25 protein-coding genes, 1 tRNA gene and 1 pseudogene are annotated in these 23994 nt (G+C 65.7%); 11 read left to right on the top strand and 16 right to left on the bottom strand.

The annotated features are described in order from the left end of the window. Window positions 1-41 precede the first annotated feature (41 nt). On the top strand, window positions 42-713 hold the full coding sequence (locus tag AC1VV3_RS09775; protein WP_243654173.1) for a LytR/AlgR family response regulator transcription factor: 672 nt from the start codon (window positions 42-44) through the stop codon (window positions 711-713). A gap of 73 nt (window positions 714-786) precedes the next feature. On the opposite strand, the gene AC1VV3_RS09780 is transcribed toward AC1VV3_RS09775, so the two are convergent. Beyond that, window positions 787-1119: a UrcA family protein gene (locus AC1VV3_RS09780; RefSeq protein WP_243654126.1), complete on the bottom strand. Its 333-nt coding sequence runs from the start codon at window positions 1117-1119 to the stop codon at window positions 787-789. 285 nt (window positions 1120-1404) lie between these two features. On the opposite strand from AC1VV3_RS09780, the gene AC1VV3_RS09785 reads away from it, so the two are divergent. Genes AC1VV3_RS09785 through AC1VV3_RS09795 form a run of 3 tightly spaced genes read left to right on the top strand, consistent with a single transcriptional unit; the run spans window position 1405 to window position 3500 of the window. Further along, window positions 1405-1671, top strand: coding sequence for a hypothetical protein (locus AC1VV3_RS09785; RefSeq protein WP_132264257.1), 267 nt, complete (start codon window positions 1405-1407; stop codon window positions 1669-1671). Between the two features lie 37 nt (window positions 1672-1708). Continuing rightward, window positions 1709-2623, top strand: coding sequence for a diacylglycerol/lipid kinase family protein (locus AC1VV3_RS09790; RefSeq protein WP_482961652.1), 915 nt, complete (start codon window positions 1709-1711; stop codon window positions 2621-2623). After that, window positions 2613-3500 carry a metallophosphoesterase family protein gene (locus tag AC1VV3_RS09795; protein ID WP_482961653.1) on the top strand — a complete coding sequence of 296 codons (888 nt, stop codon included), beginning with the start codon at window positions 2613-2615 and terminating at the stop codon, window positions 3498-3500. The genes AC1VV3_RS09790 and AC1VV3_RS09795 overlap by 11 nt, the downstream gene beginning before the upstream one ends. Window positions 3501-3614: 114 nt before the next feature. Here AC1VV3_RS09795 and AC1VV3_RS09800 read toward each other — a convergent pair whose 3' ends face one another. The 3 genes from AC1VV3_RS09800 to AC1VV3_RS09810 are packed head-to-tail and all read right to left on the bottom strand — an operon-like array spanning window position 3615 to window position 5291. Beyond that, window positions 3615-4325, bottom strand: coding sequence for a GIN domain-containing protein (locus AC1VV3_RS09800; protein WP_132264251.1), 711 nt, complete (start codon window positions 4323-4325; stop codon window positions 3615-3617). 26 nt (window positions 4326-4351) lie between these two features. Continuing rightward, entirely contained in the window at window positions 4352-4918 is a 567-nt protein-coding gene (locus AC1VV3_RS09805; RefSeq protein WP_132264249.1) for a DUF1700 domain-containing protein, read from the bottom strand. Next, entirely contained in the window at window positions 4908-5291 is a 384-nt protein-coding gene (locus tag AC1VV3_RS09810; protein WP_132264247.1) for a PadR family transcriptional regulator, read from the bottom strand. The genes AC1VV3_RS09805 and AC1VV3_RS09810 overlap by 11 nt, the downstream gene beginning before the upstream one ends. 241 nt (window positions 5292-5532) lie before the next feature. Here AC1VV3_RS09810 and AC1VV3_RS09815 point away from each other — a divergent pair, with 241 nt between their 5' ends. Continuing rightward, on the top strand, window positions 5533-7956 hold the full coding sequence (locus AC1VV3_RS09815) for a membrane-bound PQQ-dependent dehydrogenase, glucose/quinate/shikimate family (protein WP_482961654.1): 2424 nt from the start codon (window positions 5533-5535) through the stop codon (window positions 7954-7956). 66 nt (window positions 7957-8022) lie between these two features. On the opposite strand, the gene bla is transcribed toward AC1VV3_RS09815, so the two are convergent. The 5 genes from bla to AC1VV3_RS09840 all read right to left on the bottom strand — a co-directional run bounded on the left by bla (window position 8023) and on the right by AC1VV3_RS09840 (window position 11637). Next, the gene (bla, locus tag AC1VV3_RS09820) at window positions 8023-8919 is read right to left on the bottom strand and encodes a class A beta-lactamase (protein ID WP_482961655.1); all 897 of its coding nucleotides are present in this window, start codon (window positions 8917-8919) and stop codon (window positions 8023-8025) included. 120 nt (window positions 8920-9039) lie between these two features. Continuing rightward, window positions 9040-9564, bottom strand: a complete 525-nt coding sequence (rpsI, locus tag AC1VV3_RS09825; RefSeq protein ID WP_132264241.1) for a 30S ribosomal protein S9 — start codon at window positions 9562-9564, stop codon at window positions 9040-9042. Beyond that, the gene (gene rplM, locus AC1VV3_RS09830) at window positions 9564-10043 is read right to left on the bottom strand and encodes a 50S ribosomal protein L13 (protein WP_054442085.1); all 480 of its coding nucleotides are present in this window, start codon (window positions 10041-10043) and stop codon (window positions 9564-9566) included. The genes rpsI and rplM overlap by 1 nt, the downstream gene beginning before the upstream one ends. Window positions 10044-10189: 146 nt before the next feature. After that, entirely contained in the window at window positions 10190-10552 is a 363-nt protein-coding gene (gene cutA / locus AC1VV3_RS09835; RefSeq protein ID WP_482961656.1) for a divalent-cation tolerance protein CutA, read from the bottom strand. Then, entirely contained in the window at window positions 10549-11637 is a 1089-nt protein-coding gene (locus AC1VV3_RS09840) for a COX15/CtaA family protein (protein ID WP_132264239.1), read from the bottom strand. Before AC1VV3_RS09840 ends, cutA begins: the two co-directional genes overlap by 4 nt. A 112-nt stretch (window positions 11638-11749) precedes the next feature. Here AC1VV3_RS09840 and AC1VV3_RS09845 point away from each other — a divergent pair, with 112 nt between their 5' ends. The 4 genes and pseudogenes from AC1VV3_RS09845 (at window position 11750) to AC1VV3_RS09860 (ending at window position 14008) form a co-directional block, all read left to right on the top strand. Continuing rightward, entirely contained in the window at window positions 11750-12121 is a 372-nt protein-coding gene (locus AC1VV3_RS09845; protein WP_132264237.1) for a MerC domain-containing protein, read from the top strand. A 51-nt stretch (window positions 12122-12172) separates the two neighbouring features. Next, window positions 12173-12382 (top strand): annotated as a pseudogene (gene thiS, locus AC1VV3_RS09850) (sulfur carrier protein ThiS); the annotation flags it as partial. Between the two features lie 57 nt (window positions 12383-12439). Further along, a complete protein-coding gene (locus tag AC1VV3_RS09855) occupies window positions 12440-13237 on the top strand; it encodes a bifunctional sulfur carrier protein/thiazole synthase protein (RefSeq protein WP_134094848.1) in 798 nt (265 codons plus the stop codon). Between the two features lie 243 nt (window positions 13238-13480). After that, window positions 13481-14008 (top strand): hypothetical protein, encoded by a 528-nt coding sequence (locus AC1VV3_RS09860; RefSeq protein WP_132264235.1) that lies wholly within the window; start codon window positions 13481-13483, stop codon window positions 14006-14008. 48 nt (window positions 14009-14056) lie between these two features. Here AC1VV3_RS09860 and AC1VV3_RS09865 read toward each other — a convergent pair whose 3' ends face one another. After that, entirely contained in the window at window positions 14057-14554 is a 498-nt protein-coding gene (locus AC1VV3_RS09865) for an MmcB family DNA repair protein (RefSeq protein WP_482961657.1), read from the bottom strand. Between the two features lie 159 nt (window positions 14555-14713). Here AC1VV3_RS09865 and AC1VV3_RS09870 point away from each other — a divergent pair. Further along, window positions 14714-14790 (top strand) — tRNA-Arg (locus AC1VV3_RS09870). 123 nt (window positions 14791-14913) lie between these two features. Here AC1VV3_RS09870 and AC1VV3_RS09875 read toward each other — a convergent pair. The 4 genes from AC1VV3_RS09875 to AC1VV3_RS09890 all read right to left on the bottom strand — a co-directional run bounded on the left by AC1VV3_RS09875 (window position 14914) and on the right by AC1VV3_RS09890 (window position 20753). Next, window positions 14914-15228: a TM2 domain-containing protein gene (locus AC1VV3_RS09875; protein ID WP_132269910.1), complete on the bottom strand. Its 315-nt coding sequence runs from the start codon at window positions 15226-15228 to the stop codon at window positions 14914-14916. A gap of 89 nt (window positions 15229-15317) precedes the next feature. Further along, window positions 15318-18578: an error-prone DNA polymerase gene (locus AC1VV3_RS09880; RefSeq protein WP_482961658.1), complete on the bottom strand. Its 3261-nt coding sequence runs from the start codon at window positions 18576-18578 to the stop codon at window positions 15318-15320. After that, complete coding sequence (locus AC1VV3_RS09885; protein WP_482961659.1) at window positions 18575-20071, bottom strand: Y-family DNA polymerase; 1497 nt, start codon at window positions 20069-20071, stop codon at window positions 18575-18577. Before AC1VV3_RS09885 ends, AC1VV3_RS09880 begins: the two co-directional genes overlap by 4 nt. Next, window positions 19995-20753: an ImuA family protein gene (locus AC1VV3_RS09890; RefSeq protein WP_482961660.1), complete on the bottom strand. Its 759-nt coding sequence runs from the start codon at window positions 20751-20753 to the stop codon at window positions 19995-19997. The genes AC1VV3_RS09885 and AC1VV3_RS09890 overlap by 77 nt, the downstream gene beginning before the upstream one ends. 218 nt (window positions 20754-20971) lie before the next feature. Here AC1VV3_RS09890 and AC1VV3_RS09895 point away from each other — a divergent pair, with 218 nt between their 5' ends. Then, window positions 20972-22066 (top strand): TauD/TfdA family dioxygenase, encoded by a 1095-nt coding sequence (locus AC1VV3_RS09895; RefSeq protein WP_482961661.1) that lies wholly within the window; start codon window positions 20972-20974, stop codon window positions 22064-22066. Window positions 22067-22153: 87 nt separating this feature from the next. On the opposite strand, the gene fabI is transcribed toward AC1VV3_RS09895, so the two are convergent. Together fabI and AC1VV3_RS09905 are read right to left on the bottom strand one after the other, a co-directional pair. Beyond that, entirely contained in the window at window positions 22154-22957 is an 804-nt protein-coding gene (fabI, locus tag AC1VV3_RS09900; protein ID WP_134094853.1) for an enoyl-ACP reductase FabI, read from the bottom strand. Beyond that, window positions 22954-23988 (bottom strand): YihY/virulence factor BrkB family protein, encoded by a 1035-nt coding sequence (locus AC1VV3_RS09905; protein ID WP_482961662.1) that lies wholly within the window; start codon window positions 23986-23988, stop codon window positions 22954-22956. The genes fabI and AC1VV3_RS09905 overlap by 4 nt, the downstream gene beginning before the upstream one ends. Between the last annotated feature and the right edge of the window lie 6 nt (window positions 23989-23994).

Below are 23994 nucleotides of genomic sequence, written 5' to 3' on the forward strand. Positions count from 1 at the left end.
GTGCGCTGATCGTCGACGACGAGCCGCTGGCGGTGGAACGCATGCAGGTGATCTGCTCGCGGATCGAGGGCGTCTCGGTGATCGGCACGGCCAGCGACGGCCAGGCCGCGCTGCGCCTGATCGACGCGCTGACGCCCGATCTCGTCCTGCTCGACCTGACCATGCCGGAAACCGACGGACTCACCGTGGCCCGGCGTCTCTCGGGCAAGCCCGATGCGCCAGCGGTGATCTTCGTGACCGCGCATGACGAGTTCGCGGTCGAGGCTTTCGACCTCGATGCCATCGACTATGTGCTCAAGCCCGTGGCGCCGGATCGGCTGGAGCGGGCCGTGGGCCGGGTGATGTCGCGGCGCGGAGACCAGCGCACGGCGCCGACCAGCCAGTGGCTGGAGGAATTCTGGGTGCCGCATCGCTCCGAACTGGTGCGCGTGCCGGCCGCCGACGTCGAGCGCATCGATGCCGAGCGCGACTATGTGCGGCTGCATGTGCGGGGCCAGAGCTACCTTCTGCTCCAGACCATCACCAGCCTGGAGGAGCGGCTCGATCCCGAACGCTTCATCCGCATCCACCGCAGTTGCATCCTGCGCCGCGATCATGTCACCGGCCTGCGGCACGAAGGGCTGGGGGTGTGGTCGGTGGAAACCGCCAGCGGCGATGCCTTGCGTATCGGCCGGACTTATCTGCCGACCGTAAAGAAAATGGCGGGCCGCTAGGGCCCGCCAGGTCGTATCCGGTTATTTTTTAAGGGACTTCGGGGTAGGGTGTGGGGCGTCTCCAAGGTCGGCCTTACTGGCCGACCGCGAGGCGTTCGGCGCCGGCCTTGTCGACAGCGCCGGCAACTTGCGCGCTGACGTCGGCACGGGCCTTGCTGTAGCATTCGGTGGCATCGGAGCTGCGCAGGCGCGACCCGGTGGTGACGCGGTTGTAGTCGCAGGCTTCACGCGCGGCGGTATCGATGCGGCGTTCCAGCTTCTGCTGGCCTTCCGGCGTCGAGAGATTCAGGTCGGAATAGCGCACTTCGACATTCTTGGCGAAAGCGGGGGCCGGGGCGGTTGCGGCAACAACGGCACCCAGGACAAGTCCGGCAGCAGCGGCGGCGATCATGTTGGTCTTGAACATCGTCTCTTCCTCCTCAGGGGAGCCGTGTGCAGAGAGTTTCGTCGCAACCGGCTCGGTGAAACCTGTTTGCAGCCGAATCGCCGCAGCTTCACGCGAGGCTCGACCGTCACCCGTTCAAGGTCGACGAAGGCCGGGTGGTGGGGATGAACGACATTGGGTGTCGACGAACGACGTCTTGCGATCCGGGCTGCGCGAAAGAACTACGGCGAATCAGCACTGCGAAAATCGCGGTCTATTCGAAAGCTGGCTTTCCTCGCCGTTTGACGGTACCATTTGTATGTACTTATGGGACTGATCCTCGTCTTCTTCCTTGGGATATTCAACTTCGCCGCGCACAAGGCGGTGCTCGAAAGCGGCCATCGAATGCTTTCGCAGATCCCGTGGTTCTTCCAGCCCCTGGGCGGGCGCTTCAGCCTTGTCGTCGAATTCGTGATGCTGCTGGGCGCGATGATCGCCGTGGCCGGCGGGTCGGCGGGCTGGGCCTGGGTCTATATCCTCTACTCCGGTCTCAACGGCCTTTCCGCCTGGCTGATCTCCAGCGGGCGGCTTTGATCGGGAACCCGGCGGGGCGAGGCAGGTTTCTGGCGGCATGACGCAAACGGAACATCCCCGCTCTCGTCCTGGCCAGCAGGCCGGAATCCCGCAGTCCGCCGCGCCGCTGCCCCGGGTATGGCTGGTCTGCAACGCCGCCAGCGGCAGCAATGACGATGCCTCCGTTTCCCGGGTCGAGGAAAACCTGGCCGATGCCGGCTTTCCGGTGGTCCGCACCTTGCGCTTTCCCGAAGAGGATGCGCCGACACCGGCCGTGCTCGATGCCGCGCAAGTGGATTTGCTGGTCACCTTCGGCGGTGATGGCACGACGCATTCGGTGGTCGCGGCGGCCAGCGGCTGGAGCGGCGAGGTGCTGGTGCTGCCCGGCGGCACGATGAACATGCTGCCCAAGCGCCTGCACGGCGATGTCCCCGTGGAAGAGATCGTCGCCCGCCTCGCCGGCGGCCCGCTCGACACGGTGCGGCCGACCGTCATCGCCAGTCGCCACGGAATCGGCCTGACCGGCGTGCTCGCCGGGCCCGGCACCGTCTGGAACGAGGTGCGCGAGGCCATGCGCGCGGTGAATATCGTCGAATTCGTCAACACCGCGCGGCAGGCGATCTCCTGGTCCGCGAACGGCCCCAAGGTATTCTGCGCCGAATCGGATTGCGGCCGCGAGGACGGATATGCCGCCATCACCGTCACGCCCGGCGAAAGCGGGCTGGAGGCGAACGGCTACTACGCCGAATCGCTGGCGGACTATGCCGGCCAGGGCATCGCCCTGCTCAACCGCGACTTTCGCGACGGACCGCACGACTCGCTCGGCAGCCATCGCCGGCTCAAGCTGGTCTGCCCCGATGGCGAGCCGATGGGCCTGCTGATCGACGGCGAACCTTTCGATGGCGGCGTGGAGGAGGAGTTTTACCTCGCAACTTGCGAAGTCGATCTGGTAACGACCCGCAATGCTTCCTGAAAACTCTCTCTCGCCGGGCGATCCGATCCGCCTGTTCCACTTGAGCGACATCCATTTCGGGTTGGAGGACAGACGCGCCATCGATTGGGCGAAGTCCTGCATCGCGCGTGAAAAACCCGATGCCGTCGCCATCACCGGCGACCTGACCATGCGCGCACGCCATCCCGAATTCGACGCGGCGACGGCGTGGATCAAGGGGCTGGACGTGCCGGTGACGGTCGAAGTGGGGAATCACGACATCCCCTATTTCAACCTCTACGAACGGTTTTTCGCGCCCTACAAGCGGTTCCACGCCATCGAGAGCATGGTGGAGGCAGAGCTTCACCTGCCGGGCCTGGCCATCGTTCCGCTCAAGACCACCACGCGCGCCCAGTGGCAGCGCTTCCCCTGGTCGAACGGATGGGTGACGGAAAAGGCGCTGGCCGAAACTCTGGCCGCCATCGATGCCCTGCCAGCGGGAACCCGCGTGCTGATCGCCGCGCATCACCCGCTGACCGAGCGACGCGCCAAGGACAACAAGCTGCTGACGATCAACGGCACCCGGACGATGGAAGTGCTGGCAGGCCGCAAGGTCATGGCCGTGCTGTCTGGCCACATTCACGATGCTTTCGACCTGACCGCCGAGACTCCGGCCGGGCCGCTGCGGATGATCGGCGCGGGCACGCTGTCGAAGCGGATTCGCTCGACCCCGCCCAGCTTCAACGAAATCACCATCGAGGGCGACCGGATCAACGTGGTCGCCCGCAATCTCGATCATGTGCCGACGTCGGCCATGCAGATCGACCAGGTGCCCGAGAACGCCCTGCCCCCGCGCGAACCGGGCGAGCCGGTGGCGCCGGTGGGCGCGGTGCCGCCGGTCGATCCGCCGGTGCATTGATCCGCTGAGGTCTGGCCAAAGACAAAGAGAAAGGGCCGCACCGTCGAAACGGTGCGGCCCTTTTCATTTCTGCCGTCGCTGCGGGAAGGCCCGCGGCGATGGCTCTGGGAATGCTTACTTGTAGTCGTGATCGACGTTGCCGATGCCGTTGATCTCGGTCTTGAGGTTCGCGGGCTTGCGCACCAGGCTGACATTGCCGATGCCGTTGATGGCAACGTCGACCGTGCCGGTGGCGCCGATGGTGATATTGCCTGCGCCATTGACGCGGATCAGGGCGTCGCGGGCTTCGACCTTGCCGAAGTCCAGGTTGCCTGCGCCTTCGGCGGTCACGGCCAGCTTGCGGACCTTGCCCGAGGCTTCGAGGCTGAGAGCGCCGTTGCCGTTCACGGTCAGGCTGTCCTGGTCGAGCCCGGTCAGGGTCACGTCACCCGGCGCTTCGAAATCGAGGCCTTCGATCTCGGGCGCGGAGATGCGGACCTTCAGGCCCTTGCGGCCGTGCCACTTGCCCTTCACGTCCAGGCGGCCGTTTTCCCAGGTCAGGCGGTCGACCAGCTTTTGCGGGCCGGTGACGACCATCTCGGCCTTGTCGCCCTTGGTGAAGACCAGCTGGACGGGGATGTCCATGGCCAGGCGGGCGCCGGGCTGGATCTGGAAGTTGCGGGTGATCTGCGGGCTGTCCGTATCGTCACCGTCCATGGTCCAGTTGAAGTCCCCGCTGTGGATGTCCTGGCGGAACTTGTCCCCGCCGATCAACCAGGCCGCGCTGAAAGCGACGATCGTCAGGATCACGCCGCTGGCGAATACGATGAGCAGTTTCCTGAACATCACTTGGTTCCTTTCTCTCGTTTTTCTCAGTTTTCGGGGTGGATGGCGGGTTCGATCACGCGGTAGTGAAGGCGGCCGAACCACATGAGGGCATTGATGATCCAGATGCTGACCAATGTCAGCAGCGCGGCGATCGCCACGGCGGCGCTCATCGTGCCGAGGCCGCCCAGGATCGCGACGAGGATGCCGCCCGGAAAGCCGCTGAACGGCCCGGCGATCAGCATGAAGCCACCTGCCACGAACACGGCGATGGCCGCGACGTAGAGGCCGAACATCACGCCCAGCACCGGCAAGACGATGGGCAGCAGGATCAGGATGTCGATGGTCGCCAGGCCCATGAAGGCCAGGATCGCGCCCCAGGCGGAGGACGGCGAGCGTCCGCTTTCCCAGTTGCGGAAGCCTGCCTCGAAGCGGAGTTCGCGGGCAAGGCGGCCGGGATCGCCAAGGGCGGCGGCCACTTCCTGTTCGCTGCGGCCTTCGGCGGCGCCGGCTTCGAAGTGCTCTTCGTAGTCGGCTGCGATCTCGGCGACATCGCCCTGCGGCATGCCCTTGAGACCGGCCTTCAGGCGCCGGATGAATTCGTTACGCGTCATGGCTCGGCTCCTCTGCGATGGGGCCTTCCATCGGAGCATCGGGCGAAGGGGCGGCAGCCTCTTCGATCAGCCCGTCGACGGCGGCGGTGAAGCCGCGCCATTCCTCTACCTGTTCGGCAAGGCGGCTGCGGCCGGTTTCGGTGATGCGGTAGTACTTGCGCGGCGGACCCGAGGGCGATTCCTCCAGATAGGTCGCCACGAGGCCATCCGACTGCATGCGGCGCATGAGCGGATAGATCGTGCCCTCACCCATATCGACCGCCGCGGCCATGCGGCTGGCGATCTCGTAGGCGTAGCTGTCCCCCCGCGACAGCAGGGCGAGCACGCACAGGCCGAGCACTCCCTTTTTCAGCTGTACTTCGATTTCGGACATCGAATCATCTCCTGCGAATGAGGAGTGTATATTGCAAGCTACCGTGTAACGCAAGGTACCTTGCCAAGATTAGTACAGGGCCTCGCAAGGTACCTTGCTATGGCCAGGTATCTGGCACCGTGCAACCCGCCTTGGCCGAGCCTTGGCGGCAGGAAATCCCACTTGTTCCGCGCTTTTGCGCCGTTTCGCTGCAACCACGCGCCGAGCCGTGAATTGTCGGGAGTGGCCAAGGAGAAACACTTTGACACAGCCCCCCTCTCGATTCCCCTCCCCGCATCGCCAGCCCTGGTTCACCGCATTGGTCCTCCTTGCGGTCGGCGCCGTGTTCACAGCCGGCGGCGTCTATCTCGCGACGCTGGCGGGCTCCCTCTATTATCTCGTCGCCGGGCTCGCCCTGATCGCCACCGGGATCCTGGCGCTGCGACGAAGACCGGAGGCACTGTGGCTCTATGGCGCGCTGCTGGTGGGCACCGTGCTCTGGGCCCTTCACGAGGTGGGACTGAACGGTTGGGGGCTGGAGCCGAGGCTGGTGGCGCCCACCGTGCTGGGCCTGTGGCTGTCGCTGCCCTGGGTACGGCGCGGGATCGTGCCGGCAACCGATCGGCGGCCCCTCGCCCGCCATGCCGTTCTGGCCCCTGCCCTGGCCAGCGGCCTGGCTATCGTGGTGCTCATCGCCGGCTTCGCGCAGCCGGTGGGCGTGGCGGGAGACGCCGGAAGCCGCCTCTTCGCCGGCCAGGTGGACGGTTCGGTACCCGCCGAGGACTGGTGGTATTACGGCCGCACCGCCAAGGGAGACCGCTTTTCTCCGCTGGATCAGATCAACACGGCCAACGTGAAGAACCTCAAGGTGGCCTGGACCACCCAGACCGGCGACACGATGCGCCCGGGCGAGGATGTCGGCGGCACCGATGCCGGCCACGAATTCAATTTCGAAGTGACGCCGATCAAGGTCGGTGACACCGTCTACGTCTGCACCGGCCACTCCTGGGTCGAGGCGCTCGATGCGCGCACCGGCAAAGTGAAGTGGAAGTTCGACCCCAAGGCCAATACCGACGCGGACGTCTACCTGGCCTGCCGCGGCGTCGCCTATTACCGTGCGCCGGAGGGCAAGAGCAGCGTCTGCCCCACGCGCATCCTGGCCCCCGTGCTGGACGCGCGGATCATGGCGCTCAATGCCGAGACGGGTAAGCCCTGCGAGGACTTCGGCGACCATGGCTTCATCAGCCTGGCCAAGTACCTCGGCCACGTTCCGGCGGGCTTCCACTTCGTCACCTCGCCGCCGCTGGTCGTTCACGACAGAATGATCCTGGGCGGCTGGGTCTACGACAACCAGTCCCGCAACGAGCCTTCGGGCGCGATCCGGGCCTTCGATCCGGTCTCCGGCAAGATCATCTGGGCCTGGGACGTCGGCCATCCCGATCAGGTCGTCCATCCCGGCGACGATACCGTGCTGACGCGCGGCACACCCAACGCCTGGGGCGTGTATACCGCCGATCCGGACCTCAACATGGTCTACCTGCCGCTGGGCAACGCCACGCCGGACTACTTCGGCGGCGGACGCCGTCCTTTCGACGAGGCATATTCCAGCTCCATCGTCTCGCTGGACATCACCACCGGGACGCCCAAGTGGCACTTCCAGACCACTCATCACGACGTGTGGGACATGGACCTGCCGATCGGTCCGTCGCTGGTGGACCTGCCCATCGGCGGGAAGACGGTCCCTGCCCTTGTCCAATCGTCGAAGCGCGGTGAATTCTGGGTGCTGGATCGCCGCACCGGCAAGCCCGTGGTCGAAACCATCGAAAAGCCGGTCCCGCAGGACGGCGTTCCGGGCGAGACCCTGGCAAAGACCCAGTCCTACCCTGTCGGCATGCCGTCGCTGACGCCTGCCGACCTGGTCGAGAACCACCTCTGGGGCGCGACGCCGATCGACCAGATGATGTGCCGCATCCAGTTCCGCAAGGCGCATTACGAAGGGCAGTTCACACCGCCCCAGCTCAAGCAGACCATCGTCTACCCGGCCTTCGACGGGGTGATCGACTGGCACGGCGCCACCATCGATCCGCAGCGCAAGTTGCTGATCGCAAACTCGAACTACATCCCCTTCATGATTACCATGAAGCCGCGTGAGCCCTTCGAGAAGTCGGGCGCGGTGCCGCCGTGGAACGGTTCGGGCAACGAGCCCAGGATCGGTCCCGGAATCGCACCGCAGTATGGCACGCCCTACGTCGGCATGGTCCACCCCTGGCTGAACCCGATCGGCGTGCCCTGTAACCCGCCGCCGTGGGGCACCCTGACTGCCATCGATCTGGTGACTCACAAGATCGTCTGGCAGCGCCCCATCGGCGACACCCGCGCCACGGGCCTGGGCGGAACCCATACCAACCTGCCGCTGCCGACCGGCATCTTCAATATCGGCGGCAACATGATGACCGCCGGCGGCCTCGATTTCATCGGCGCCACGGCAGACAACATGTTCCGTGCGGTGGACGTGCGGACCGGCAAGACGTTGTGGGAGGCCGGTCTCCCGGCCGGCGGCAATGCCACGCCGATGACCTATTCGGTGGACGGCAGGCAATACGTCCTGATCGCCGCCGGCGGCCATGGCGGCCTGGGCACGAAGACCGGCGACTACCTCGTCGCCTACGCCCTGCCCCAAAGCTGAGTCCCAGGCCGATCGGTCAGCCCTGCAAGACAAGGGGCGCCGCTTTCCGGCGGCGCCCCTTTCGATTTAGCGCCCTGGAATCTTCAGCGCGGCCATGCCGGCGATTGCGGCAATCACGCTTTCGCTTTGGGTAACGCGATTCTCCGCCGAAGCGGTGTAGACCGTCAGGACGAAGGAGCCGCCCGACGGAGGCCGTATGATGGCGATATCGTTGACCGCGCCCGCATCGTTGGTCCCCGGCTTGTTCGCCACCGTCCAACCCCTGGGCACGCCCGCGCGAATGCGCCGGGTGCCGTTCTGCTCGTTCCGCATCCAGCCCAGCAGCGTCGCGCGCTGGTGGTCGCCCAGAACGGTCGACGTCAGCAGCAGGGTGCCCAGCGAACGGGCGATCGCGGCGGGTGTCGTGGTGTCGCGCAAGTCTTCGGGGGTGCCCAGGTTCAGCGCGGGCTCCATGCGGTCCAGCCGTGAAATGTTGTCGCCCAAGGTGCGGAACAGCCGGGTCACGGCCGGTGGGCCGCCGACGAGATCGAGCAGGTAGTTGGCTGCCGAATTGTCGCTGTACTGGACGGCGGCCTTGCACAGCATCTCGGCAGACAATGTCCCGCCGTCCTGCTGCCGGGCGGTCACCGGCGAATTGCCGAGCCGGTCGGTATCGCGGATCGTGACCGGGCGTTGCAGCAGGTGCGGATCTTTGGCCGCCTGGCGGTACACTTCGGCGGCCAGGAAGATCTTGAATGTGGAGCAGAGCCGGAACCGCTCGTCCGCACGGTGGGCGAAATGGATCCTGCCATCGCTGCCGCGCATGACCGCGCCGATGCGCATGCCGTGCTGTCGCTCGATTTCTTCCAGATCGGACGCTGCCTGGGCGGGACAGGCGAGTGCAGCCAGGGCAAGGCCAGCGATCAGGTGGCGGCGGGAAAGGGCATGGTCCATCGTTTCCCTCGGCGCAATCCGGACGAGCATCCGGCTATCTCCCGGCCTTGAACAAAACAGGCGGTGCAACAAAAAACAGGCCGCGCAACAAAAAAGGGCCGCGGTTGCCCGCGACCCCTTTTCGTAAAGCCGAAGCTCTCGGTAAGCGAATTAACGCTTCGAGAACTGGAAGCTACGACGTGCCTTGGCACGGCCATACTTCTTACGCTCGACGACGCGCGGGTCGCGGGTAAGGAAGCCGGCAGCCTTGACGGCGGCGCGCAGGGCGGGCTCGTACTTCGAGAGTGCCTGGGCGATGCCGTGCTTCACGGCGCCTGCCTGGCCCGAGAGACCGCCGCCCTTGACGGTGGCGATCACGTCGTACTGGCCGTCACGACCAGCAACCTGGAAGGTCTGGTTGATGACGAGACGCAGGGTCGGACGTGCAAAGTACACTTCCTGGTCGCGGCCGTTGATGATGACCTTGCCGGTGCCGGGCTTCACCCACACGCGGGCCACGGCATCCTTGCGGCGGCCGGTGGCGTAAGCGCGGCCATAGGCGTCGAGCTGCTGCTCGCGCAGGGGCGCGTTCGAAACGACGGGCGTGAAGGTCTCTTCCGACGTTTCAACGGCGGTAGCGACTTCGCCGAGGTCCTTGAGGTCGGACAGGCTCTGGACGGTTTCGGTATCGGACATTACGCGCCCACCTTGTTCTTGCGGTTCATGGAAGCGACGTCGAGCGCTTCGGGCTGGGTACCACCGTGCGGGTGCTCGGTGCCTGCATAGAGGTGCAGGGCGCGCATCTGGTCACGGCCGAGCGGACCACGGGGGATCATGCGCTCAACAGCCTTTTCAAGCACGCGCTCGGGGAAACGACCGGCGAGAACCTTGTCCGCGGTCACTTCCTTGATGCCGCCGGCATAACCGGTGTGCTTGTAGTAGGTCTTGTCGCCCAGCTTCTTGCCGGTGAACTTCACCTTCTCGGCGTTGATCACGACGACGTGGTCGCCGCAATCGACGTGCGGGGTGAAGCTCGGCTTGTGCTTGCCGCGCAGGAGGTCGGCGATAACGACCGCGAGACGGCCAACCACCAGACCCTCGGCATCGATCAGATGCCACTTCTTTTCCACCTCGGCCGGCTTGATCGACCGGGTGACCTTCGTAAGCGCCTTCATGGCTGGTCTATCCCTAATGTTCATGTCGCGGAGGCCGAATCAATCGCTTTCACGAATCTCCGGCACCGCGGGAAGGCGGCCAAATCGTCGAAAAGGGCCGGCAAGTCAAGCAGAGCGCGGCATTCCAGAGAGGTAAAATGATACCTCTAAGGTTGCGTGCTGCCGATCGCGGCCAGCCAGGCGGTAGTAGCCGGCGCGGCAGTGTCGCACCGCCAGCCCAGCACCGCGGGCGCCTCGTAAGGATGAATCTCGGCCAGCCGCGCCGTGGCGGCATCGAGCAGGGCGGCGTTGGTCTTCACCAGCAGGCCTTGCTCGCGGCTCGTGCCCTTCTCGCCGTTCCAGACGAAGACCGAGGTCATCGCCGGGAGCAGGTTGGCGCAGGCGGCCAGGCCCTCGTCGAGCAGGGCATTGGCAGCCTTCAGCGCGCTCTCCTCATCGGGGAAGGGGCACCAGATGAGCGCGGGGGTAAGCGCCGGGCCGTTGGCCTGCCCGCTCACATGATCCGTCACATGCCAAGCCCGACCTGGTCGCGGCGGCCCAGGCAATGCGCGCCCCAGACCGTGGCCGCAACGAGCAGCGCGCCGCAGAGCTGGTGCGCCACGGCAAGCCAGAGCGCTACGCCAGACCACACCGTGAAGATGCCGAGCAGCACTTGCGTGCCGAACGCGGAATGGACGGCGATCGAAGCGAGACGCGCATGGCGGGCCTTGAGCCTGCGGCCCATCACGATCAGCACGGCGACCACGGCCCAGGCCCACCAGCGGTGCACGAAGTGGGTGAGGAACGGGTCGTTGACCAGCGCATGGAGCGCGCCGCCGGCCCATTCCACGCCGTCGGGGAAGAAGCTGCCCTGCATCAGCGGCCAGGCGTCCATGCTGAACCAGCCCATGCCCGCGACGTAGCCGGCGCGCAGGCCTGCCACCATCGCGCCCATGAAGAGCTGGATGAACAGCATGGCCAAGGCGAGGGCACCGAAGCGGTTGAGGCGGGCAGGGGCCTGGCCGCGTCGCAGTTCGCGAAGATCCAGCGCCGTCCAGACCAGACCGCCCAGGGTCGTCAGCGCCACCAGCAGGTGGGCGGCAAGGCGGAAATGGCTCACCCGGTCCGCAGCCTCGGCGGAGAGGCCCGAAGAGACCATCCACCAGCCGACCACGCCTTGCAGCCCGCCCAGCGCCAACAGCGCGACCAGGCGCGGCTTGTAGCCCAGGGGAATCGTGCGCTTGTACCAGAACCACGCCAGCGGCAGCGCAAAGGCCAGGCCGATCACGCGGGCCAGCAAGCGGTGCACCCACTCCCAGAAGTAGATGAACTTGTATTGGGACAGGGTCATGCCCGCCGGGCCGTTGACATCGATATATTGCGGGATCTGCTTGTAGCGGGCGAACTCGGCCTGCCACTGCGCGTCGGTCAGCGGGGGAATGGCGCCGGTGAGCGGCTTCCACTGGGTGATCGACAGGCCGGATTCGGTCAGCCGGGTTATGCCGCCGACCGCGACGATAAGGATGACCAGCGCGGCAACGATCAGCAGCCAGCGAACCATGGGGGCGATATCGTCGGCTGTACCGAGGAGGGGGCGACCGTCAGGGACTCTCATGACGCAAATCCCTGCGATCTTGCGACGAAATGCGCAAGGGGCACGTCGACCGAATGTTTCATGACACAGTCAGGACTTGATGAATGTTACAACGTCTCATACATGGGCATTCATGCGCACCGCCATCATCGCGATTCGAAACCGGCTGGACCGGGCAGGCATCGTCCTCAGCGGTCTTTGCGCGATTCACTGTATTCTCGGCGTGTTTTTCGTGGGTTTCCTGGGGCTTGGCGGCGAAGTTCTGCTCTCGCCCGAGGTTCACCGCGTCGGCCTGGGGCTGGCCCTGGTGGTCGGCGTGATCTCCCTGGGCTTCGGCGTCGTGCGCCATGGCCGCGTGGGACCGCTGGTGATCGGCGGCCTGGGCCTGGCGCTCATGGCCACGGCCATCGTCGTCGGTCATGGCCTGGCAGAATCGGTGCTGACCATTTTCGGCGTCGCGCTTGTCGCCTTCGCGCACATCCGGAACTTGCACCGCGCGCATTGAAAGTGCCGATTGGGCACTTTCCAAATCGTTTCTCCGCGCTATCTGCGGCCCATGGCTGAAGAACTTTCCCTCACCGTGAACGGCGAACCGCGCCGCGTGGCGCCCGGTTCCTCGATTGCCGATCTCGTGTCGGGCATCGGCCTGGATCCCCGCAAGGTCGCCGTCGAGCGCAATGGCGAGATCGCCCCGCGCTCGACCCTGGCCGATGTGCTGCTGGCCGATGGCGACGTGCTGGAGATCGTCCACTTCGTGGGCGGTGGCTGAACCTGTTCGCCGGACCGATCCCTGACATACCCGTTCCCCGAAAGGACGCGAACCTTGACCGATACCGTCTCCGATTCCTCGACCACCGATTCCTGGACTGTCGCTGGCCGGACCTTCCGTTCGCGCCTGATCGTCGGCACCGGTAAGTACAAGGATTTCGAACAGAACGCGGCGGCGGTGGAGGCTTCGGGCGCGGAGATCGTCACGGTGGCGGTGCGCCGGGTCAATGTTTCGGACCCCAAGGCGCCGATGCTGACCGACTTCATCGATCCCCGGAAAATCACCTACCTGCCTAATACCGCCGGCTGCTTCACCGCCGAAGACGCCATCCGCACCTTGCGGCTGGCGCGCGAAGCGGGCGGCTGGGATCTGGTGAAGCTGGAAGTTCTGGGCGAGGCGCGGACGCTCTATCCCGACATGCGCGAGACGCTGAAGGCCACCGAAATCCTCGCGAACGAAGGCTTCCTGCCGATGGTCTACTGCGTGGACGATCCGATCGCGGCCAAGCAGCTTGAGGATGCCGGCGCCGTGGCGGTCATGCCGCTGGGCGCGCCGATCGGCTCGGGCCTGGGCATCCAGAACAAGGTGACCGTCCGCCTGATCGTTGAGGGGGCCAAAGTGCCGGTCCTCGTCGATGCTGGCGTTGGTACGGCCTCGGAAGCCGCCGTGGCGATGGAGCTGGGCTGCGACGGCGTGCTGATGAATACTGCGATTGCCGAAGCCCGCGACCCGATCCGCATGGCTCGCGCCATGAAGCTGGCGGTCGAGGCTGGCCGCGATGCCTATCTGGCAGGGCGCATGGCGCAGCGCCGCTACGCCGATCCCTCCAGCCCGCTTGCCGGCCTGATCTGAAAATCCGGCCGCGGGGCATTTTTCTTCACGATGGCCGATAGCTCTGTTGCAGCATGGCCGATTGTGACGGAAAAGTGCCGCGGACGGCGATTTTTAAAGCGTCCCGAAATGAAATGCTGCAAGAATCTTGCGGCTATTATCGGGTTCAAACCATTATCCGGTTAAGGCTGTAGCAACCGAAGAGGCGGAGATTGGTTCTAGTGACAGGGAGGATTGTCCTTCCGTGTCACGAGGATCAGGACCATGACTCACACGGGAAAGGCCACCATCACCATCGGGGAGCTGCGGGAATTCGCCAGCTTCACGCCCTGCGAGCAGCGCTACATCCGGCGCAGCCTGGACGTGGGACTGGGCCGGCAGGATGCTCTGGGTCTCTGGGCACGCGACGGCGTCGAAGCCACCTCGATCCGCAAGCAATACGAAGCCTACGCGGATCTCGCTGCGCTGCGCGAGATGCGGCCTGACGAATTCGGCTTCGATGACATTGCCGCGTTCATGGGCAAGCTGCTTTACGTCGCCGCCTTCGATCTCGCCCAGGAACGCATCGAATCGTTCCCGGCCTTCCGTTTCCTTTACGAACGCCTGCTTGGCGGTTGGGTAAGGCCCTGGCTGCCCGGCGCCTTCTGCGGAGCCGCCGCGCTTCCCCAGATCCGCCCCGATCGCCGCAAGACGTTGCTTCACTCGATCAGTGAAGCGGCGGCCACGGCATCTGGCTGGTCGGAGCGCGAACCGTCATTCTATCCCGAATGGATCGAGAAGGAGATCGCCTGAGTTTCGGGCCGATCCGGTGTTTCGGCGCCGGATCGTTTCGCTCGCACGTCAGCTTTCGCTGCCCCATTGCAGGGTCTGCGGATCGCCCAGGGTAACCAGACGCCTGAGCGAAGCGCGGGCCAGACGCTCGGTTTCCACCTTGCGCCGTGCCGCGGCAAGCTGGCGCAGCGGCGCCGGGCGCAGGATTTCGGCATCGTAGCCATCGGCAACGATCACGCCGCACTGGTCGGGCAGGAACGGCTCGGTTTCCAGCGGCGTCCGGTCCAGCGAGGGGGGCAGCCCCCAGTAGAAACGGTCGCAATAGTCCAGATAGTCGGGCCATTTGCCGTCCCCCAGCAAGTCCGCGCGTGAAACCTTGATTTCGACGATGACGACATGGCCCTTCGCGTCGATGCCCATGAGATCGGCGCGGCGCCCGCAGCGCAGCGACATTTCCGGCAGGCACCAGATGTCGTTACGAGCAAAAAGCCGCCCTATTCCGCGCGCCACATCGGCGGCGACGAAAGAAAGAGCGGGAGAAACGAGCGGAGAATCAGCTTCGGCCATCGCGGCATAATAGGAACATAGAGGGAACTTTCAAGCCGCAAGGCATCTGGAGCGCTGGCCCAGCCAGAGTGGGCGACAGGTTTTTCCCAAGTCCATGATGGATCGGAGTGATTTGGCGCTGGCAACACCGCTCATGCTCTGCTAGTCGCCGCGGGCACTGCACCCGTAGCTCAGCTGGATAGAGCGCTGCCCTCCGAAGGCAGAGGCCACAGGTTCGAATCCTGTCGGGTGCACCATTTCCTCCATTTGCGAAGATCAACCGGCTTCTGGGCCATGCTCTGCCGTGTCTGTTCGGGCATTGGGGCGGGCACGGTGGCCGTGATCGGGCGGCGCGGGCGCCGCCCTTCAGGTGTGGCGGGTCAGGCCAGGACGCGGTGGACCAGGTTGGTGTTGTATTGACGCAGCCAGCCCGGGATCAGGAAGGCGTCCACCAGCACCCAGATGCCGAGCGGGATCAGGAACAGCAGGCCGAAGCCCATGATCCAGATGGTCGCCCAGCCGAGCAGGAAGAGGACGAGCTGGACGATGCCGCCGGCGGTCTTGCCAGCGTAGAAGCGATGGGCGCCCAGCGAGCCGAGGAAGAACCACAGGAGATACGTGACGCCGGTGGACTTGGCATTTGCTTGGTAGAGCAGGCCGGCCATGGCCGCAGTGGATGAATTCGTGTCGGTCATCGATACCCCCGTCGATAAGTGAAGGGGCGTATCGATATGGGCATGCCATTAAGAAACCAATGAATTTTTTGAGTTGTAGGTGGCACGGCTCAATGAAAGTCCCGTGAGCGGGGGAGGACCCGCACGTTGCGCGGGTGCTGCGGGCGGACGAATTCGTCGGCGCGGGATAGCTGGGGCTCGGCCTCGTGCACTTCCGAGAGGCGTTTCAGCTCGGGCGTGCGGTCATGGATGCTCTGGGCCATGATATGGATGACGCCTTCGGGGCTGTGCTGGATCAGACCTTCCACCAGCATCAGCCGCGCGGCCATGACTGGGCGGCGGTAGGTTTCGAACAGCCGGGCCCAGATCACCACGTTGGCGATGCCGCCTTCGTCCTCCAGCGTGACGAAAATGGCATTGCCCTTGCCCGGGCGCTGACGAACCAGCACCACGCCGGCGACTTTCACGCGCTTTCCGTTTCGGGTCTTCGCCAGGTCCGTGCAGCGCAGCACGCCTTCCGCCGCGAAGACCGGGCGCAGGAACGACATCGGATGGGCTTTCAGCGAGAGCCGGGTGGTCTGGTAATCGGCGGCGACTTCCTCTGAGAGCGGCATGGCGGGCAGGGCGGCATGGGGTTCCTCTCCCAGTTCGCGGGCGCGGGCGGCGGCGAAGAGGGGAAGTTCGCCGGTTGGGGTGCGGCGTGCTTCCCAAAGGCCCTCGCGGCGGTCCAGACCGATCGAATGCAGGGCATCGGCATCGGCCAGGAGGTTGAGCGCCCGCTGGGGGAGGCTGGCGCGCCGGGCGAGATCTTCGAGGTTGGTGTAAGGGCGGTGGACCTTGATCTGCTCCGCCCAGTTCTCGCGAAAGCCGCTGATCTGGCGCAGGCCGAGCCGGAGGGCGAGTGCGCCTTTCGCTTTGGGTTCCAGGGTGCAGTCCCACTCGCTGTGGTTGGCATCGATGGTGCGCACTTCCACGCCATGCTCCTGCGCGCAGCGGACGATCTGGGCCGGGGCATAGAAGCCCATGGGCTGCGAATTGAGCAGGGCGGCGGCGAAGACCTCGGGGTAGTGGTGTTTGATATAGGCCGAGACCCAGACCAGCCGCGCGAAGGCGAGGGCATGGCTTTCCGGGAAGCCGTAGCTGCCGAAGCCCTTGATCTGCTGGAAGCAGCGCTCGGCGAAGTCCTTCTCGTAGCCACGGGCCACCATGCCGTTCACCATCTTGCTGTGCAGGGAGCCGATCGTGCCGACATTGCGAAAGGTCGCCATGGCGCGGCGGAGCTGGTTGGCTTCGGCATCGGAGAAGTTCGCGGCGGTGATCGCCAGCCGCATCGCCTGCTCCTGGAACAGGGGGACGCCGAGAGTCTCGCCGAGGACACCGCGCAATTCGTCGCGATCGTGGGGAGGGGCCGGAGAAGGGTAGATGACGTCCTCGATCTTTTGTCGGCGCCGCAGATAGGGATGGACCATGTCCCCCTCGATCGGGCCGGGGCGCACGATGGCGACCTGAATGACCAGGTCGTAGAACCTCTCAGGTCTCAGACGGGGCAGCATGTTCATCTGCGCGCGGCTCTCCACCTGAAAGACGCCGATACTGTCGCCCTTCTGGAGCATCTCGTAGACGGCTTTGACGTGAGGAGGGTTGCTCCGGTGATCTTCCTCGTCGCCCGGCACGGAACTCAGCTGGTACTGGCGGCCGATGTGCGTCTCGATCATGGCGAAGGCCTTGCCGATACAAGTCAGCATTCCGAGCGCCAGGATGTCGACTTTCATCAGGCCGAGCGTATCGATGTCGTCCTTGTCCCATTCGATGAACGTGCGCTTTTCCATCGCGGCATTGTGGATCGGCACGGTTTCGTCGAGCCGGTCCTGAGTCAGCACGAAACCGCCGACATGCTGGGAGAGATGGCGGGGGAAGTTCAGGATCGTCCCGGTGAAGTGATTGACCCGCGCGATCGTGGGATTATCGGGATCGAGGCCGGCCTCGATGCAGCGGTTGCGGTCGTATTCCGAGGCGTAGCTGCCCCACACCGTGCTGGCGAGCCGGGCGGTGACGTCCTCGCTGAGCCCCAGCGCCTTGCCGACATCGCGGGCGGCGCTGCGTGAGCGGTAGTGAATCACCGTGGCGGCGATTCCAGCGCGCTCGCGGCCGTAGCGGCTGTAGATATATTGCATCACTTCCTCGCGCCGCTCGTGCTCGAAGTCGACGTCGATGTCGGGCGGTTCCTTGCGCTCGGTGGAGATGAAGCGGGAAAACAGCAGGTTGTGCTTCATCGGATCGACGGCGGTGACGCCGAGGACGAAGCAGACCGCCGAATTGGCCGCCGAGCCGCGCCCCTGGCAGAGGATGCCCTGTATCTGCGCCCACTGCACGATATCGTGGACGGTGAGGAAGTAGGCGGCGTAGCCCTGCTGCCCGATGATCCCCAGTTCCTCGGTAAGCAGGCGGGTGAGCTTTTCGGGGATGCCCTGCGGGTGGAGGTCGCTGGCGCGGCTCCAGACCAGTTCCTCCAGCCAGCCTTGCGGGGTGTAGCCGTAGGGGACCGGCTCGTGGGGGTAGGTGTAGCTCAGGTCTTCGAGCTTGAAGACGATGCCGCCCATGAAGTCTGCGGTGGCGGCGATCGCCTCGGGGGCGGCGGCGAAGAGGCGGGCCATTTCGGCTGCGGGCTTCAAGTGCCGCTCGGCATTGGCGGTGAGGCGGCGGCCGGCGGCCTGTACCGTGGTCTTCTCGCGGATCGCCGTCATGACGTCGTGCAGGGGGCGGGATTCCGGCCCATCGTAGAGAGCGTCGTTGATCGCGATCAGCGGCACGCCGGCCAGGGCCGCCTGTTCGCGCAAGGCTGCCAGCCGGCGCGCGTCGCGGCCCTGCCGCAGCATCCCCGCGCCCAGCCAGACCTTGCCGGGCGCGGCCTGCGCCAATTGGCGCAACAGGGCGTCGGAAGCGGGGGTGGCGACGATGAGCTGCATGTCCTCCAGGAATTCCAGCAGGTCGCTCAGGCGCAGCTCGCAGTTGCCCTTGGTCGTGCGCAAGTTGCCGGTGGTGAGCAGGCGGGTCAGGCGGCCCCAGCCGTATCGCGTGGTCGGATAGGCGAGGATCTCGGGCGTATCGTCGGCAAAGACCAGCCTCGCGCCGACCATGAGGCGGAACGGGGGCAGGGTGACGCCTTCGGCTTCCATCTCCTCCCCGAACCTGCGCAGCGCGGCGAAAGCGCGGGCGACGCCGGATACGGTGTTGCGGTCCGCTATGCCGATTCCGGGGTGGCCGAGCGCCAGCGCCCGCAGCGCCATTTCCCCCGGCGTGCTGGCCCCGCGCAGGAAGGAATAGGCGGTCGTCGTCGCGAACTCGACATAGGGCGGCGTTTCGAGGCTCATGCGAAGACGCCGTGCAGATACCAGCGCGGGTCGGCTTTCTCGCTGCCGTAGAGACCATGGCGGAACAGCCAGAACCGGCGGCCGTCGCTGTCCTCGATCCGGTAATAGTCGCGCGTGGGGCCGGTCGCCTCCACCGTCTTCCACCAGGGATAGGCGAGGCGTTCGGGGCCTTCCTGCCGCACCACCCGGTGCTGGCGTCCCTGCCAGCCGAACCGGCGCGGGGGACCGTCAGGCACTTCGGCCAGCACGGTGACGGGCTGGGGCGGATCGAACAGGAACAGCGGGCGCAAGGGCGGCTCGCCTGCCTCCGGCTGGGGCCAGGGCTGCGGAATCGATGCGGGAGGCACGAGGCGGTCGGCATATTCCGGCAAGTGCTCGTCGCGGGGGGCGAAGCGGTGGACGCATTCGGCGCCGAAGCGCACTTGCAGGCGGTCCAGCAGGGGGGCGAGGTCGGGCTTGCCGGAATTCTCCTCGTCCAGCCGGTCCTGCCCTTCGGAGACGTCCTCGTGCAGGGGCACGGCCAAGCGCAGCAGGTCGTAACCGAAGCCCGGGTCGAGCGGATCGGCGAGCGATTCGATGCGTTCGCGAAACAGGCGGACGACATCGGCGGGTTCGCGCAGGGGCAGGCCGCTGTCCACGGCGAGCCGGGCGACATGGCCATCGGTGCGGAACAGCGAGACTTCGTAGCGTCGGCCGCCCCGGCCGCGGGCGACCAGCATGTCCCGCGCCTGCCCCGCCAGCCATTCGATCACGCCGAGGAGGGGCTTCACGGTCGCCATCGGTTCGGCGAAGCGCTGCTCCACCCAGATCGGGGGCAGGGTGCGATGCGGGGTGATGCGCCGGTCCTGCTCCTCCAGCAGGTGGGCGAGGGCGATCGACATCGCCTTGCCGAAGCGAGCGGCGAGGGGCGCGCGGGGGCGATCCGCAAGCTGGCCCAGGGTGCGCAGCCCGGCGCGCTTCAGCGCGAGGTGGGCATCGTCTCCCAGGCTGAGTGCGGCCACCGGCAGTTCGCGCAAGGTGCTCTTGCCGAAGCGGGCAAGGGCAAGGGCGGCATCCGGCGTTCCGGCACAGGCCGCCAGCGCCCGGAACCCCCGCCGCGCGAGCCGGGTGACGAGATCGCCCCGCACGGCGTCTTCATCCATCCCCAGGCTGTCGAAGCAGCCGGTGAGGTCCAGCACCAGCGCGTCGTCGCGATCGGGGGCCACCATCGGGGTATAGCGTTCGCAGGATTCGACGATGCGCAGCAGCAGGGCATGGTCCGCTGCGGGCCGGTGTTCGAGAGCAGGCAGGTCCGGTTCCAGCGCGCGCGCATCGGCCAGCATCATGCCGGCCGAGAGGCCCAGCGCCAGCGCCGCGGGAGACAGCGCCATGATGCGCTGCGCCCCGCGTTGCTTCGCGATCAGGGCGAAAGCCGCGTCAGGCGGCGCTGCGCCTTCCCGCATCGCCCGTTCGGACGGCAGGAAGGGAAAGGTGACCGCCAGATAGCGGCGCATGGCCAAGCATGGGCTTACGGAAGGTGCCTTGCTCACGATTCCATTCCAGTTGCAGGTTGAGACCCTCCCGCCCGCCGCGCCGGCGCAGCAGGGTCACGTCGAACACCGGATCTCCCGGCGCATTGGCAGGCAAGGGAACCGACGGTGCGCTGGTCACCTGCCAGCGGGTGTGGGCGGCGCTGGGCGTGGGCTGGGCGCCGCTGCGCACGATCATGACCATGGTGCCGCTTTGCTCGGCCGCCAGCGCCAGCCGCCGCGAGGCGGTAAGGTCGAAGGCCGGGGCGCGGCCGTCCATTTCCATCACCACGGCCGCTGCCCCGCCATGCCGCACCGAATCCACGCCCGCGCGCAGCAGGCTCTGGAGATCGGGCAGGCGCAGCAGCACCATGGCGGCCGGGTCTATGCCCAGTTCGGCAAGGCCGGGGGCATAAGGGCGCGAACGGGCCTGCTTGCCCCCGCCCTTTCCATTAACTTTGCCCAGCCGCAGCCAGAGCAGAGGTTCCCGCGCCTTGCGCGCCTGCACCGCGCAAAGCAGCGCCAGCGCCAGGGCGGCCCCGCTGTCCTGCTCGGTCGCGGCATAGAATTCATGAACGCCGTCCTGCTGCAAAGGCGACTCGGGCCAGCCGTCAGGAGACGCCTGAGCGAGGTTTGCAGCCAGTTGGAGGCGACTCGAATCGAACATATGTTCCTTTTATGTTCTATTCCTGTCCTACGCAATCGAGTCTGGAAATGAGGGTGCAATCGGCTGTGGGCACAGCCCGGTCTCCCGATCCTGCCGGCGCAGAACGCAGGGCGAAAAGCTTTCGGGCATCGTTCGCCAAGTCATCGCAAGGCATTCCGCCTAGGGTTCGGGCATCGCCTACCTTACGGCCCCTACCCTCAAAGAAGGACTCACGAAGCATGGCCAGTTCCGCTCCCGCGCCGCTGGAAGCCGTTCCGCCCGTCACCACTGCCGCTGCCTGGCGGGGAGACCGGCTTTCCGAGACCGACGCGTGGATCTACAGGCTGTCCGACGAACAGGTGCTGGAGCTGGAGACGCTCGGTGCCCGCTTCATGGCCGATGACCCGGACCTGCGCACGGTCACCGCCGAGGAATATCCGCTGGTAGCCTGCGCCGATGCGGTGAAGTCATGGGGCGAGGATGTCGATTACGGCCGCGGCTTCGTGCTGGTGCGGGGCCTGCGGACCCAGCTCTATTCGGACGTTCTTTCCAACGCGATCTACTACGTGCTCGGCCTGCACATGGGCGATCCGATCCGCCAGAACGAGATGGGCGACCTGATCGACCACGTCTATGCCACCAGCGACAAGACCATGGACGATCCCACCGCGCTCTCCTCCAAGGTGCGGGACAAGCTGGTCTACCACTCCGACAGCTCGGACATCGTCGCGCTGATGTGCCTGCGCCCGGCCAAGGAGGGCGGCCTGTCCTGCCTCGTCTCCGGCGCGGAGATCTACAACGAGATCCTGCGCCGCCGCCCCGATCTGGCGCCGCTGCTGCTGGAACCCTTCCACTGGGACTGGCGCCGGCAGGACCACAATGCCCCGGCGGATACGTATACCTCGCCGATCGTCAGCCTGGTGGACGGGGTGTTCTCGATGTATGCGGGCTCGCTCTACATCCTCACCGCGCAGGAATATGAAGGTGTGCCCAGGCTGACGCCGGAGCAGATCGCGGTGCTCGAACTCTTCGACACGATCACCTACGAGGAGGGCATGGCTATCGAGATGGATTTCCGCCCCGGCGACATCCAGTGGCTCTCCAATTACGCCGCGCTCCATGCCCGCACCACGTTCTGGGACTGGCCCGAGCCGCAGCGCAAACGCCACCTCCTGCGGTTGTGGCTGAGCCGCGATGCCGGGCGCCCGGTGGTGGAGGGCTTTGGCAAGAACGGCGTTGTGCAGGTTCGCCAGGCCCCGCGCGACGGGCAGGCGGAGCATCTCGATGCGCATTTCGACGTGTTCTCGGTATCGGTACCGCGCCTGATGGGCTGATGGGCCGCGTGCGCAGACAAAGAGGGCCGGAAGTTTCCTTCCGGCCCTCTTTTTGTTGTCCTGAGTGTGCCGATCAGCGGAGGCCGATCAGCTCAGGGCGATGTCCGGTGCGTCTTCCTGCTTCATGCCGACGACGTGGTAGCCCGCGTCCACATGATGCGTCTCGCCGGTCACGCCCGAGGAGAGGTCGGAAAGGAAGTAGAGGCCCGAGCCGCCCACGTCCTCGATCGTGACGTTGCGGCGCAGCGGCGAGTTCAGCTCGTTCCACTTGAGGATATAGCGGAAGTCGCCGATGCCGCTGGCGGCCAGCGTCTTGATCGGGCCGGCCGAGATCGCGTTGACGCGGATGTTCTGCGGGCCAAGGTCGTTGGCGAGGTACTTCACCGAGGCTTCCAGTGCCGCCTTAGCCACGCCCATGACGTTGTAGTGCGGCACGACCTTTTCGGCGCCGTAATAGGTCAGCGTCAGGATCGAGCCGCCTTCGGGCATCATCTGCATCGCACGCTTGGTCACCGAGACCAGGCTGTAGGCCGAGATGTTCATCGTCATCAGGAAGTTTTCGAGGCTGGTGTCGACATACTTGCCGCGCAGCTCGTTCTTGTCCGAGAAGCCGATGGCGTGGACGACGAAGTCGATCGTCGGCCAGCGTTCCGCCAGCGTTTCGAAGGCGGTGTCGAGGGCTGCCATGTCCGAAACGTCGCAATCGATGAGGAAATCGCTGCCCAGGCTCTCGGCCAGCGGCTTCACGCGCTTGGCCAGCGCTTCGCCCTGATAGGAGAAGGCCAGCTCGGCACCCTGTTCGTGCAGTCTCTTCGCGATGCCCCAGGCCAGGGACTTGTCGTTGGCAAGGCCCATGATCAGGCCGCGTTTACCCTGCATCAGACCGGTCATTCGTGTTCTTCCTGTACTTCGTTGTTCTGTGCAGCGGCGCTGCTATTTCCGCCTGGCCCCCCGGCAAGCATTTCCTGCTCCTCGGGACTGACGGTAAGGGCGGCATTGAGTTCCGCGCCCGCGACCATCCCTAGTCCGACAAGCCAGAAAAAGAAAAGCGCGATCATCACTCCGGCGAGACTTCCGTACGTCAAATCGTAAGCGATGAAATTGCGCAACACTTTCGGCAGCAGCCATGCGGCCCCCAGCCACCATGCCGCGACGAACAGAGGACCGGGCCATTTCCGATAGCGGCGAGACTGATAGCGCGAGGGCGTGAGCAGGAAAAACAGGGCGTAGAGCGAGGCGAACAGGGTGGCGGCGGTGATGCCGCGGGAAATGCCGATCTGGTAGTTGAAAGCCTTGAGGCCGGGGAAAACCGTCAGCAGCACTTCCTCGATCACTGAAATGAGCACCTGCGAAGACAGCGAGAGCAGCAGCAGCAGGACCGAGCCGAAGATCAGCCCGCTCGACGCCAGGCGGTTTCGCCAGAACTTCAGGCCCTTGTTCATGCCGTAGGCGCGGTGAAGAATATCGCGGATGGTCTCGATCAGGCTGGTCGCCGTCCACAGGCCCAGCACGCCGCCGATCCAGAGCAGCCAGCCGTGCCGCGCGGCAACGGCATCGCGGGCCACCGGGGCCAGCGCTTCGTCCACGCGCGGGGGAAGGGCGTTGAGCACCGCGTCGATCGCGCTTTCCAGCTGCCCCTGTTCGCCCAGCGCCGAATAGATGGCCGCCAGGGCGATGAAGAAGGGGAACAGCGCCACGATCGTCATGTAGGCGAAGTTGCCGGCGTGGATGAAGCCGTCTTCCCAGGTCCCGGTAAACACGCGCTTGACCACGATATAGGCGCGGCTGGAAGGATCGGGACGGGGAATCCGGTCCTGCATTTCCTGCCAGCGCATGGCCGCGCGTCGCCGGGCTTCGGGCGTTATCGCTGCCGAAGCCGGCGTTCCCGGGGCCTGCACGTCTATCGAATGGTCGATGTTCACCACGCC

The sequence above is a fragment of the Novosphingobium sp. BL-S-34 genome, assembly GCF_056857015.1.